8 protein-coding genes and 1 tRNA gene are annotated in these 13,268 nt (G+C 70.2%); 1 reads left to right on the plus strand and 8 read right to left on the minus strand.

What is annotated here, in order from left to right:
- Nucleotides 1-141: 141 nt before the first annotated feature.
- From AC3WLZ_RS09535 to gltX, 3 genes are all read right to left on the minus strand, one after another.
- Entirely contained in the window at nucleotides 142-3,306 is a 3,165-nt protein-coding gene (locus AC3WLZ_RS09535) for an alpha/beta hydrolase (RefSeq protein ID WP_492469858.1), read from the minus strand.
- Between the two features lie 193 nt (nucleotides 3,307-3,499).
- A tRNA-Gln gene (locus tag AC3WLZ_RS09540) sits at nucleotides 3,500-3,571 on the minus strand.
- 115 nt (nucleotides 3,572-3,686) lie between these two features.
- A complete protein-coding gene (gltX, locus tag AC3WLZ_RS09545) occupies nucleotides 3,687-6,185 on the minus strand; it encodes a glutamate--tRNA ligase (protein WP_492469859.1) in 2,499 nt (832 codons plus the stop codon).
- Nucleotides 6,186-6,266: 81 nt separating this feature from the next.
- On the opposite strand from gltX, the gene AC3WLZ_RS09550 reads away from it, so the two are divergent.
- On the plus strand, nucleotides 6,267-7,334 hold the full coding sequence (locus AC3WLZ_RS09550) for an aminotransferase class V-fold PLP-dependent enzyme (RefSeq protein WP_492469860.1): 1,068 nt from the start codon (nucleotides 6,267-6,269) through the stop codon (nucleotides 7,332-7,334).
- On the opposite strand, the gene AC3WLZ_RS09555 is transcribed toward AC3WLZ_RS09550, so the two are convergent.
- The 5 genes from AC3WLZ_RS09555 to AC3WLZ_RS09575 form a co-directional block, all read right to left on the minus strand.
- On the minus strand, nucleotides 7,318-8,562 hold the full coding sequence (locus AC3WLZ_RS09555; RefSeq protein ID WP_492469861.1) for an MFS transporter: 1,245 nt from the start codon (nucleotides 8,560-8,562) through the stop codon (nucleotides 7,318-7,320). The two genes, AC3WLZ_RS09550 and AC3WLZ_RS09555, sit on opposite strands and share 17 nt — an antisense overlap.
- Complete coding sequence (locus AC3WLZ_RS09560; RefSeq protein WP_412924740.1) at nucleotides 8,555-9,322, minus strand: fumarylacetoacetate hydrolase family protein; 768 nt, start codon at nucleotides 9,320-9,322, stop codon at nucleotides 8,555-8,557. Before AC3WLZ_RS09560 ends, AC3WLZ_RS09555 begins: the two co-directional genes overlap by 8 nt.
- A 149-nt stretch (nucleotides 9,323-9,471) precedes the next feature.
- Nucleotides 9,472-10,578: a branched-chain amino acid aminotransferase gene (locus tag AC3WLZ_RS09565; RefSeq protein WP_492469862.1), complete on the minus strand. Its 1,107-nt coding sequence runs from the start codon at nucleotides 10,576-10,578 to the stop codon at nucleotides 9,472-9,474.
- A gap of 57 nt (nucleotides 10,579-10,635) precedes the next feature.
- Nucleotides 10,636-11,685 (minus strand): 3-isopropylmalate dehydrogenase, encoded by a 1,050-nt coding sequence (locus tag AC3WLZ_RS09570; RefSeq protein ID WP_492469863.1) that lies wholly within the window; start codon nucleotides 11,683-11,685, stop codon nucleotides 10,636-10,638.
- Nucleotides 11,686-11,710: 25 nt separating this feature from the next.
- Nucleotides 11,711-13,249: an MFS transporter gene (locus AC3WLZ_RS09575; RefSeq protein WP_492469864.1), complete on the minus strand. Its 1,539-nt coding sequence runs from the start codon at nucleotides 13,247-13,249 to the stop codon at nucleotides 11,711-11,713.
- Nucleotides 13,250-13,268 lie beyond the last annotated feature (19 nt).

The following is a 13,268-nucleotide window of genomic DNA, read 5'->3' on the forward strand; positions in this document are numbered from 1 at the left end:
TGGACTCGAGGCATCGACCGTGAAAAGGAAGGAACCCCCCGCGTCCATGTGTGAGGATCTCAGAACTTCTCCCGACTGACGTGTTCCACGCGGTCGATCCGGCGGGAATGGGGCATACTCCCGGCCGACTCGAGATCCTCACTACCCGCGTCGACGACGATTCACCACCGCCACCGCGGCCCCGGATGCCGCCACGAGCGCGCCCCCGACCGCCACCAGCAGCCAGAGACCGCCGTCCATGCCGGTCCGCGCAAGGTCGGGGCCGACCACTGCCGGGACCGCCGTCCAGGTCTGGGTCGGCGTGGGGGTCGCGCTCGGAACCGGCGTGGCCGTCGGCGTCGGGGTCGTGGTAGGTGTCGGGGTGGGCGTCGGCGTCGGGGTGGGCGTCGGGGTGGGCGTCGGGGTGGGCGTCGGCGTCGGGGCCGCCTGAACCCGAACGGTCGCCTGCAGCACACGAGCGGAGCCGGCACCCTCCGCGCGCACGGTCGTCGCCCCGAGTGTCGCGTCCGCGGCGACGCTCGTCTCGATCACGGCGGTGCCGTCGGTATCCGCGATCGCCAGGGGAAGGGTCGTGTCGCCGAGCATGGCGAGCACGCCCTCTCCTGCCCGGAACCCGGTGGCGGTCAGCTTCAGCGATCCGCCGCGGGTGGGCTCGTCCGTCGAGACGTCGAGATCTCCCGGGGTGCGCGATGCCGCCAGCTCGGCGCACACGTCGCCCTGGACCCCGAACGGCGGCGCCGGCTGATCGTCGCCCGCCACGCCGTCGTCCTCGCGGACCAGGATGCCGGAGAAGTCGTCCGCTCCGGAAACGGCGGCTTCACTCGTGGTGACCGCCGTGCCGGCGACCGACACGGCCGCACCGGACGGGTCCTGATTTCCCACGATCAGCACCGGAACCGACAGGCAGGTCTGACCGGGCGCGAACGTGACCCGCTCCGCCCCCAGACCGGCCGGAGGTGCGTCGCCGCCCGGCCCGGGGCCGATCCCCACGTACGCGCTCACCGGCTCGTCCGCCGGGTGGTCGAGCCAGACGGCGACCCCTGCGGTCCACGGCTCCGCCTGCTCCTCGACCCGTGTCTCAGCCATGTTGACCGCCGAGCGTGTCACCATGGCAGGGGTTCCCGCGGAGGGCGAGTCGAACGAGAGGTCAGACAGATAGAGCTCGCCCCACGGAACGCCGTCGACACCCACCTGCGGTTCCAGGCGCACTTCGCGGAGATCGCCGAGGTCGACGCCGACGACATCCTCGAGCGGCCAGGTGACCTGCTGCAGGACCACCTTGTCGAGCGGGGGCGCACCCGCCGGCATCCGTTCGACGGCTCGGAGGTTCAGGGACGAGACCACCGTCGAGTACTCGAATCCGGAACCGTCGACGAGCGTGATCGCGAGGTCTGTCCCGACCTCGACGCGGTCGCCCGGTGCCATCTTGAGCGTCAGCGACGAGCGGTCGCGGACATCCCGCTGCCCTTCCGGAAGCGGGACGCGCAGCGAGGCGGCCCCGGCGAACTCCCATTCGAACCGTGTCACGGGGAACAGAGGCACGTAGGGCGCGAGGAACGACGGGTTCCAGTGCGGGACCTGAGCGTCGCGACGCTCGGAACAGGACGGGCGGGATGCCATGATCATGGCGCCCTCGCACACCTCGGCGGTCGCTTCCCCATCGACCAGGACCGCGGCCCCGCCGCCGGCGAAGTCGGTGACGAGATCGCCGGCCGAGCGTGGCTGGGTCGCGATGACACGAACGTCCGCGAAGGGGGTGAGGTTCGTCGATGGAGCGACGGTCCCGTCGACGATGCCCTGGTAGGCGAGTTCCCCGCCCAGCGTCAGGCGGAAGAAGCCCGTCATGAGTGTCGCGCCGACCTGGTACTGCTCCGCGGCGGTCAGGCGCGTCGGGTCGGTCGTCGCGCACGCGGAGGTCGTGTCATCCGCATCCCAGTCGTCGGAACCGCCGACGGGATACTCCCCCGGCGTCCACACCGAGCTGAAGAAGTTGTGGTTGGCCCCCATCACCCACACGGCCGAGCGGAGAACGTCGTCGCCGAACGCTCGTCGCGAGTCGTCGACGTACTTCTGTCCCTGCTGGTCGGCGACGTCGCCGTCGCAGTAGGGCAGCACCGCCATCGTCGTCACGTCGGAGAGCGTGCGTCGGGCGAAGTCGGTCGGCGCGAGCGGGAGTACCGACCGGATGCCGAACGGCTTCGCCGCGGCCGCGTTGAGCTGCGCGGCGGTTACGACACCCTCACCGCCGCGCGAGTGGCCCATGAGACCGACCCGCGAGAGATCGAAACGGCCCTCCAGGTCCTCGGATGCCAGTCCTGACGGTGCGGCGGGCTGGTCGGCGCGTTCGGTCGCTCGGGCGAGCGCGTCGTCGAACGTCCGGGTGACGGGATCGCCGCCGTCCGGTTGGTCCTCGAACGTCACGGTGGCTCCTCGATCCAGACGGTCGAGCATCTGGAGCGTGTCGAGAACAAGCCGGCCACGAGCCTGAGCCCCCTGATCGAGGGTGAGTTCGGCATCCGTTGCGTTGATGGCGTTCGCGGAGATCGAGATCACGTTGTAGCCGTTCGAGGCGAGCGAACGCGCCGTCGTCTCGTAGCCGAGGTAGGACCGGATGACCATCTCGTCGTCCGCACAGGGCCAGGCAAGTCCGGACTCTCCGGAGGTCGCGTCGCCGCACGTGGAGTGGCGACCGTGTTCCAGCAGCACGACCGGGCGAGCGCCGACCGCCGTCGTGAGGTACAGCTTCCCGGCGACCTCGCCGCGCATGTCGGTGTAGCCGGCGAGGGCGACGCTCCGATCGCCGAAGTCGTACTCCGCCTCGCGGACGGCGTACGGACCGGTCTGCGACGGATCGGCGACCGGGATCGTCGGCACGAGCGTGTCGCGCTGCTCCGGCTCGTCGCGGCGCGGGCTCGGCGCTCGCCGTTCTCCGTCGCCGACGCCGTCCTCGCCCGCCTTGGGACCGGAGCCGGAGGCCCACCCCTTCACGACCTCACGCGCGGAGACCACGCGATCGTCGGGCGTCGTGATCGTCAGTGTGCGGCCGCCGTCGGAAGTCCGGGCGATACCGAGCGGCTCACCGTCGACGACGATGGTCGGGGCGTCGCTGACCACCGGCAGCGGCTTCGACAGACGAAGCGTGACCGTGTACCCGGCCGGCGCCCGCTCCACCGTCCAGCCCTCGCCCGAGGCCACCACGATGTCGTCCGGCGTGCGCGCGGACGCCGGGACGGCAACGGAGCCGGTCAGAAGCAGGGCGAGGATCGAGACGGCGGCCAGGTGGCGACGCCGGGGGCGCGTTGACATCGGGGTGGCTCCGGGGCGTAAGGGCGAACAACCCGGAGGACACGACGATGCCCCCAGGTCACGTGATTCCCCGCAGTAAACCAGATCGTCGCGGGTCGCGGCGAGAAGAATTCGTCGCCACACGCCTCAGCGACGAACGGAAAGCCCGGAAAACGACGAAAGCCCGGCGATCGTGCCGGGCCATTCTGTCTTGCTGGGGTACCTGGACTCGAACCAAGAACAACGGAACCAGAAACCGCCGTGTTGCCAATTACACCATACCCCAAGGCGCTGAACCGAAGTTCGTGCCGAGGATCAAGCTTACGTGACCGGGGCCGGAGCGCCAAACCGGGGCCCGCCCGCGCGCGTCGCGGGCTCGGCGCACGGCGGGGTCCCGGCGCTCAGCCCAGGTGCTTCACCAGCGCGTCGAGACGGTGGAGGGTCGCGGCCTTGCCGAGCAGCTCCATGGACTCGAACAGCGGCGGCGACACGCGGCGGCCCGTGAGGGCGACGCGCGGCGGACCGTAGGCCACACGGGGCTTGAGGCCCAGTTCGTCGACGAGCGCGACGGACAGCGCCTCCTGCACCGCCGCCGCGGTGAACTCCGTCTCGGGAACCAGCTCGAGCGCGCCCACGGATGCCACCAGCACCTCGGCCGCGTTGGCGGGCAGGCCCTTCATCGCATCCTCGGCGTATGACACCTCGTCGACGAAGAGGAAGCCCAGCATCCCGGGCACCTCGCCGAGGAGCTGCACGCGCTCCTGCACGAGCGGTGCGGCCGCGGCGATGATCGCGCGGTGCTCGGCGGACGGTTCCTCGGCCACATACCCGGCGGCAGCGAGGTACGGCACGATGCGGGCCGCGAAGTCGTCGGCATCCAACATCCGGATGTGGTCGCCGTTGATCGCCTCGGCCTTCTTCTGGTCGAAGCGCGCCGGGTTGGGATTCACGTCGGCGATGTCGAACGCCGCGATCATCTCGTCGAGCGAGAACACGTCGCGGTCGCTCGACAGCGACCAGCCGAGCAGCGAGAGGTAGTTCAGCAGGCCCTCGTGGATGAAGCCCTTCTCGCGCTGCAGGAACAGATCGGCCTGCGGGTCGCGCTTCGACAGCTTCTTGTTGCCCGTCTCGCCCAGCACCAGCGGCATGTGACCGAAGCGCGGGATGAACGTGGTGACACCGGCATCCACCAGAGCCGAATACAGCGCGAGCTGTCGTGCGGTGGAGGGCATGAGGTCTTCGCCCCGGATGACATGGGTGATACCCATGAGCGCGTCATCGACGGGATTCACGAACGGATAAAGCGGCACTCCTCCGGCGCGCACGAGCACGAAGTCGGGGAACGAGCCGGCGGGGAAGGTGACCTCGCCACGGATGAGGTCGACGTAGCTCAGGTCGTGATCGGGCACGCGCAGACGCCACGCGGGCTGACGCCCCTCGGCCCGGAACGCGGCCTTCTGCTCGTCGGTGAGGTCGCGGTCGAAGTTGTCGTAGCCGAGCTGCTTGGCACGGCCGTTGGCCTCGTTGCGCGCGTCGATCTCCTCTGCGGTCGAGTAGCTCTCGTACACGGCACCGGCGGCGATGAGCTTGTCAAGCACCTCGCGGTAGATCTCGTGCCGCTGCGACTGCCGGTACGGGGCGTGCGGTCCCCCGACCTCGACGCCCTCGTCCCAGTCGATGTTCATCCAGCGCAGCGCCTCGAGGAGCTGCTGATAGCTCTCCTCGCTGTCGCGCGCGGCATCCGTGTCTTCGATGCGGAAGACGAGCTTTCCGCCGTTGTGACGGGCGTAGGCCCAGTTGAACAGGACCGTGCGTATCAGACCGACGTGCGGCAGCCCCGTCGGAGACGGGCAGAACCGAACGCGAACGTCGGCGCCGGTGGCGGTCGTGGTGCGGGGATCGGGCTTGGCAGACATCCCCTCGATCCTACTCGGCGCCCGGCCGGGGTGTCCGGTCGCGGTCCGGGCATGGTCGGCAAGCACCTCATCGACGATGCGGAGCGCCGCACCGACGGCGGGCACCCGGTGGGCGCCGCGCGCGGTGACCACGTGGAGTGTGCGCGCCTCGGCGGCGGGCAGGCGCGGGACCGCGATCCCGGCGACGAGCGGGAGGGATGCCACGGCCATACCGGGCAGGATCGCGACCCCGACGCCCTGGGCGACGAGGTTCTCGACGGCGACGTAATTGTCAGTCTCGAACGCGATGTCGGGGGTGAACCCCGCACGGCCGCACGCCTCCAGGAGGTGTCCGCGGCACTGGGGACAGCCGGCGATCCACCGCTCGCCCGCAAGGAGCGACAGGTCGATGGGGTCGTCGCCGGCGGCGGGGTGGTCGGCGGGGACCACCACGACCGTGTCGTCGCCGCCGACGTCACGCACCGACAGTCCCGTGGCCGACGACTCCAACCGCTCCCGCCGATCGCCGGGGAAGCTGTAGATGAGGGCGATGTCGGCGCGATCCTCGCGGACGGCGGCGATCGCCTCGGGCGGCTCCGCCTCGACGAAGCTCAGCGCGACCCCCGGCCGGCGCGCGGACAGCGCCGCGATCACCCGAGGGACGACCGTCGAAGATGCCGAGGGGAACGCTGCGATGCGCACGCGACCGGCGCGCATCCCCCGCAGTTCCGCGAGATCGCCCGCTGCCGCGTCGAGAGCCGTCGTCACCGTCGCCGCGTGCCGCGCAAGAACCCAGCCGGCCTCGGTCAGGCGCACGCCTCGACCCACCCTCTCGACGATCGGCAACCCCGCCCGCCGCTCGAGCCGCCTCAGCTGCTGGCTCACCGCCGGCTGGCTGTAGCCGAGGGCCCTCGCGGCCGCGGTGATCGACCCGGTGTCGGCGATCGCCTTCACGACGCGCAATGCGTGGGCGTCGAGCGCGTCGTCGAGTGGAGCGTCTGCCATACGCACACATAATCAGAACGCATGTTTCTCATGCAATACCTGCCGTAGTGGAATGCGTGGGTGCGTCGGCATCCTGGGTCCATGACCCTCGCCCCGCACTTCTCCGGAGGTCGCGACTACCTCGCGGCCTGCACGGTCGGCCTGCCACCGCGCGCCACGGTCGCCGCGCTCACGGCGGACCTGGCGGCAGCGGCGTCCGGTCGTCCCGACGTCGCCGCAGCGACGCGTGCGGTCGAGGACGCCCGGCGCTCGTACGCCGGCCTCGTCAACACACCCGTGTCGAACGTCGCGATCGCTGCGCAGACCTCGGTCGCGGTCGCGCTGATCGCGGCAGCCGTGCCCGACGGAGCCGAGGTGCTGTGCGCGGAGGGGGATTTCGCCTCGCTCGTCGCGCCGTTCGCGCACGTCGGCCGCGGCGTTCGACTGCGATCCGTTCCGCTGGACCGCCTCGCCGACGAGGTGACGGTGGACACCTGGCTGGTGGCCTTCTCCCTCGTCCAGTCGGCGACCGGTGATGTCGCCGACGCCGCCGGCATCGCCGCAGCGGCAGCCCGCACCGGTGCCCGCACGCTTTGCGATCTCACCCAGGCGGCGGGGTGGCTCCCGGTGGATGCCACCCTGTTCGACGCCACGATCTGTCACGCGTACAAGTGGCTGTGCGCCCCGCGGGGCGTCGCCTTCCTCACCGTCTCCCCCGCCCTCGCGCGGGAGGTTCGTCCCGTGCAGGCCGGCTGGTACTCCGGCGACGATCCGTGGGCGTCGTGCTACGGCATCGGTGCGCCGCTCGCCCCGGACGCGCGGCGATTCGACGTCTCCCCCGCATGGCAGGCGTTCGTAGGCGCCGCGCCGGCACTCGCGTTGTTCGCTTCGGCTGACCCGGCCGCCGTTCACGCCCACACGACCGGGCTGGCGAACCGCTTCCGTATCGGGATGGATCTTCCCGAACTCGACCGCCCCTCGTCGATCGTCACGTGGCCGGATGCCGACGGCTGCGCACTCGCCCGGCTCACGGCATCCGGAATCATCGCCTCCGGACGCGCCGGACGAGCCCGCGTCGCGTTCCATGTCTTCAACGACGAGGACGATGTCGACCGCGCCCTGTCGGCCCTGCGGGAAGAACGGGCGGCCCCGCTCAGCCTCGCACTCTGACCCAGACGGCGCCGAGGCACACCGCGACGACAGGCACCAGGGCCCACAGGGCCAGCCCGCCGTAGCCGGCGCCGCCGAGGATGAGTCCCGCGACGATCGACCCGACGGCCGCGCACGCCGTCATGAGCGTGTCGCTGCGACCCTGTCGCCTCGGGCGGGCGTCGACCGGCGTCGCCTCGGTCAACAGCGCCGAGCCGGCGACCGTCGCCGCACTCCATCCGAGACCGAGCAAAACGAGGGCGACGAGCACCCCCGCCTGCGACCAGGACAGTGCCGCAGCCACCGCTAGCGCGGCAGCGAGGAGCACTTGGCCGAGCAGCACGACCGGGATGCGACCGACACGGTCGGCCAGGATGCCGAATACCGGCGACAGCCCGTACATGCCGAACACGTGCAACGCGATCGTCACGCCGACCGCAAAGGTCACGGCATCCGGAGCGACGATGTGCGAGAGGTGCACGGGCGTCATCGCCATCACGGATGCCATGGTGACGTGCGACGCGGCGACCGCGAACATCGCGTACCGGGCCAGGAGCGGGCGGTCGGTCACGGTGTCACTGACCGCGCCCGCGGTGGCGGCGCGCGCCCGTCGCTGAGCCAGGAGCAGCGGATCGGGGCGCAGCACCAAGACGTACAACGCGAGAGCGCAGGCCTGCGCGGCGAACGAGAACAGGTACGCCCCGGTGAGGCGCGGCATCCCGATTCCTGCGCCGAGCACCTCGCCCGGGGCCAGGAGCAGTGGCCCGACGACCCCGCCGACCGTCGTGGCCCAGACCACCGTCGCGAGATCTCGACCGCGTCGGCTCGTGCTCGCGAGATCGGTGGCGGCGAACCGTGCCTGCAGCGTGCCGGCGTTGCCCGCGCCGATGAGCGCGATACCGACGAGCAACATCGGGAAAGCCCGCGTCGCGGCGGCGAGGATCACCACGGCGATGCCCACGAGCGCGGCGACGTTGCCCGTGCTGAGGGCGAACCGACGGCCACGCCGCGCGGCGAGGCGCGCGAGCGGGATCGCCGTGAGCGCTGCACCGAGGGTCACCGCCGCGGTCGCGAACCCCGACAGCGCCTCCTGCCCCGACAGGTCGGCTGCCAGAAGGGCGCCCAGCGACAGCGTCGAGCCGAATGCGACGCCCGTGAGCACCTGCCCCGCGGCCAACACGCGCACGGTGCGGCGCTGGACGAGCGCGACGTCGCTCGTCGCGCTCGCGCCCGCCGCGACGTCAGGCATCGCGCACGGTGTTGCGCAGCACTCCGATTCCGCTCACTTCCACCTCGACGGTGTCGCCCGCCTCGAACGGACCGATACCGGCCGGTGTCCCGGTGAGGATCAGATCACCGGGCAGCAGCGTGAACACGGCGGAGGCGTAGGCGATGAGGTCGGGCACCGAGTGGATCATGTCGGACATCGGGCCGTTCTGCCGAACCTCGCCGTTGACCCGCGTCGTGATGACGGCGGCATCCGTGTCGAGCTCGGTCTCGATGACCGGACCCAGCGGGCAGAACGTGTCGAAGCCCTTCGCGCGGGTCCACTGGCCGTCGCGGCTCTGCAGGTCGCGCGCCGTGACGTCGTTGGCCACGGTGTAACCGAACACGTAATCCATGGCACGCTCGGCCGGCACGTTCTTGGCGACGCGGCCGATCACGACGGCCACCTCACCCTCGTAGTCGGTGCGGTCGCTGAGGGCCGTCGGCCGGACGATGACGTCGTCGGGTCCGATGACCGAGGTGTTGGGCTTGAGGAACATCAAGGGCTCGGCCGGGGCCTCACCGCCCATCTCGGCGGCATGGTCGCGGTAGTTCTTCCCGATGCACACGACCTTCGAGCGCGGAATGACCGGTGCCAGCAACGTGACGTCGGCGAGCGGAATGCGCTCCCCCGTCGTACCGAAGCCCGCGAAGAGCGGATCGCCCTCGAGGACGACCAGCTCTGCGTCGTCGATGATCCCGTAGCGGAGCGTTTCCTGGTAGCTGAACCGAGCGATCTTCACGCCTCCAGCCTATCGGGGGCCTCCGACGCTGCATCCGGTCCTCCGCAGCCCACGCCGCGTCCCGGCACCGACAAACGCCGTTCGTCGCGAAACACGCTGCAACACAGCGTGTTTGGAAACGAACGGCGTTTATCGGTGGGGCGGAGCGCTCAGGCGTCGAGGCGGTACAGCCAGCCGTGCTTGTCTTCGGCACGGCCGTACTGGATGTCGGTCAGCTCCTGGCGCAACTCCAGCGCCAGCGTTCCCGCGGGCTGCTCGTCGATGAAGTCCTTGCCCTTCAACGTGCCGATCGGCGTGACGACAGCTGCGGTCCCGCACGCGAACACCTCGACGATGTCTCCGGATGCCACGCCCTCACGCCACTCGGCGAGGGACACGTTGCGTCCGACCACGTGGTGGCCGCGGTCGCGGGCGAGCTGGAGGAGCGAGTCGCGCGTGATGCCCTCGAGGATCGAGTCGGACTGCGGCGTCACGATCGTGCCGTCCTTGTAGACGAACACGATGTTCATACCGCCGAGCTCCTCGATGTTGCGGTCCTGGTCGAGGAACACGACCTGGTCGCACTCGTTCTCGTACGCCTCGGACTGCGGAAGCAGGCTCGCCGCGTAGTTGCCACCGGTCTTCGCCGCGCCCGTACCCCCCTTGCCGGCGCGGGAATAGTCCTCGCTCAGCCAGATCGACACCGGCTGAACGCCGCCCTTGAAGTACGCACCCGCGGGGCTGGCGATCAGGTAGTACGCGACCTTGTGGGCGGGGCGGACACCGAGGAACGCCTCCTTCGCGAACATGAAGGGCCGCAGATACAGGCTCTGGTCCGCACCGGAGGGAACCCAGGCACCGTCGACGGCGATGAGTTCACGCAGGGACTGAAGGAAGTACGGGACGGGCAGTTCCGGCAGCGCCAGGCGGCGCGCTGAACGCTGCAGGCGTCGACCGTTCTGATCGGGACGGAAGGTGTGGATCGATCCGTCGGCGTGACGGTACGCCTTGATGCCTTCGAAGATCTCCTGGCCGTAGTGCAGCACGGCCGCCGCGGGGTCCAGCGAAATCGGACCGTAGGGCGAGACGCGGGGCCGGTGCCAACCGCCGCGGACCGACCAGCAGATGTCGACCATGTGGTCGGTGAAGGCCCGGCCGAAGCCCGGGTTGGCGAGGACCTCGTCGCGCTGAGCGGGGCTCTTCGCGGCGAGATTGCGGGTGACGGCGAACTCGAGCGGGTCGAGTCCGGTGTCGGGGTCGGTATCGATGGTCGTCATGGTCTCTTTCGCACGGTGTCGGGGGCGCGGGTGGCGGCGCGGGCCGATCGGTCCAGGTTACGCCCGGACTCGTTCAGCGATGGCGTCGCCGATCTGCGCGGTGGTTCGCGTGGCATCCCGGGTCGCGATGTCGTCTTCCACCGCGCGGGTGACGCGGAGGGCTTCGTCGTGCAGCCCGAGGTGATCGAGCAGGAGGGCGACGGAGAGGATCGCGGCCGTGGGATCGGCCTTCTGGGTACCCGCGATGTCGGGCGCCGATCCGTGGACGGGCTCGAACATCGAGGGGAACGCGCCGTCGGGGTTGATGTTGCCCGATGCGGCGAGGCCGATGCCACCGGTGACGGCGCCGGCCAGGTCAGTCAGGATGTCGCCGAAGAGGTTGTCGGTGACGATCACGTCGAAGCGGCTCGGGTTCGTGACCAGGAAGATAGTGGCCGCATCGACGTGCAGATAGTCTACGTCGACCTCGGGATGCTCCGACGCCACGGCGTCGACGATGCGCTTCCACATCCCGCCCGCGTGCACGAGCACGTTGGTCTTGTGCACGAGCGTGAGCTTCTTGCGGCGGCGCTCGGCGAGTTCGAACGCGTACCGGACGACGCGCTCGACACCGTACGCCGTGTTCACCGACGTCTCGTTGGCGACCTCGTGCGGTGTGCCGCGCCGGATCGAGCCGCCGTTGCCGACGTACGGACCCTCGGTGCCCTCGCGGACGACGACGAAGTCGATCTCGCCGGGATTCGCGAGCGGACCCGCCGCCCCCGGGTAGAGCTTCGACGGCCGGAGGTTGACGTAGTGGTCGAGCTCGAACCGCAGCTTCAGCAGCAGACCCCGCTCGATGTTCGCGTCCTTCAGACGCGGGTCGCCGGGCACTCCCCCGACGGCGCCGAGGAGAATCGCGTCGTGCTCGGCGATCGCGGCGAGGTCGACGTCGGTGAGAGTGTCACCTGTCTCGAGGTAACGGCCGGCCCCGAGGGAGAAGGGCGTCTTCTCGAACTCCACACCGGACTCGGCGGTGACCGCGTCGAGAACCTTCACGGCCTCGGCGACGACCTCGGGACCGATGCCGTCACCGGGAATGACGGCCAGTTTCACGACGCGCGACATCGCACTCCTCAGCGCTCAGGGCGCATCACTTCGTCGACGCGCCGCGGGATCCTCCCAGGGTAGTGGCAGCGATGACGGCTGCCACGACGATGAGGCCCGCACCGATCAGCGCGGTGACCACCACACCCGAGTCGAACGCGTGCGCAGCGGCGAGCCGCAGCGATTCGCCGAGGGCGGCGTCATCGAGCGTGTGCGACACCGCAACGGCGCCGGCGAGCGTCTCGCGGGCGGCATCGGCCGCGGCATCCGGCAGCCCGGCGGGCAGCACGAGTTGCGCGCGATAGAACGCGGCCAGGATGCCGCCGAGCACGGCGGTACCGAGCACAGCGCCCACTTCGTACGCCGTCTCGGAGACGGCACTCGCCGCGCCCGCCTTGGCGGGCGGAGCACTGGACAGGATGAGCTCGTTCGAGACGGTCTCCGCCGCGCCGATGCCGATGCCGAGCAACCCGAAGGCGACGATGAGCAGCACGAGGTCGGAGGTCGAGAAGGCGACCAGCACGTAGGCGACGACGGAGAACCCCAGTGCCGCGGGAACGACGCGTCGCGGCGCGAATCGTTGTGCCACCGGAACGACCGCCAGGCCCGCGACGATCATCAGCACGAGGCCGGGCAGCAGCGCGAAACCGGCCACCATCGGCGTGAGCCCGACAACCAGCTGCAGGTGCTGCGCGACGAAGTAGAGGAACCCCACGAGTCCGACGACGCTGAGCAAGTTGACCAGGATCGCACCGGAGAACGTACCCCGACGGAACAGCGTCATGTCGAGCATCGGGCTCGGCAGGGAGCGCTGGCGCCGCACGAACAACCAGCCGAACACGATGCCCGCCGCGAACAGCGCGAGGGTGACCATCGTCGGTCCGTCGACGGCGAGCTTCTTGATGCCGTAGACGATCGGCACCATGGTCGCCAGCGACAGCAGCACGCTCAGCGGGTCGAACCGTCCCGGCGCGGGATCCCGACTCTCGGGCACGAAGAACGGTGCGAGGAGGAGCAGCGGAACGAGCACCGGGACCGCCATGAGGAAGACCGAACCCCAGCTGAAGTGCTCGAGGAGGAATCCGCCGACGATCGGTCCCAGCGCCGCGCCCGCGGAGAATCCCGACGCCCAGACGGCGATGGCGAGTCGGCGTTCGTCGCGGTCACGGAAGATGCTCCGAAGCAGCGACAGCGTCGACGGCATCAGCATGGCGCCGAAGACGCCCATGAGCGCACGACCGGTGATGAGCAGCGCGGCGGTGGGCGCGAACGCCGACAGAGCGGATACCGCGGCGAAGCCCGTCGCGCCGATGAGCAGGAGCCGACGACGGCCGAACCGGTCGCCGAGCGTCCCCATGGTCACCAGGAGACCGGCGAGCACGAGCGGGTACACGTCGATGATCCACAGCTGCTCGATGCTGGAGGGCTGCAACGACAGGGCGATCTCGGGCAGGGCGAAGCTGAGCACCGTGTTGTCGACAGACACCAGCAGCACGGGCAGCATGAGCACCGCCAGCGCGAACCACCCGCGCCAGCCGGCGCGAGGGGCATTGATCTCTTGAGTGGGCAACGACGAGGTGAGCATTCTTCCGAGTTCCGTTTCT

Source organism: Microbacterium sp. FW305-3-2-15-F-LB2 (genome assembly GCF_058787255.1).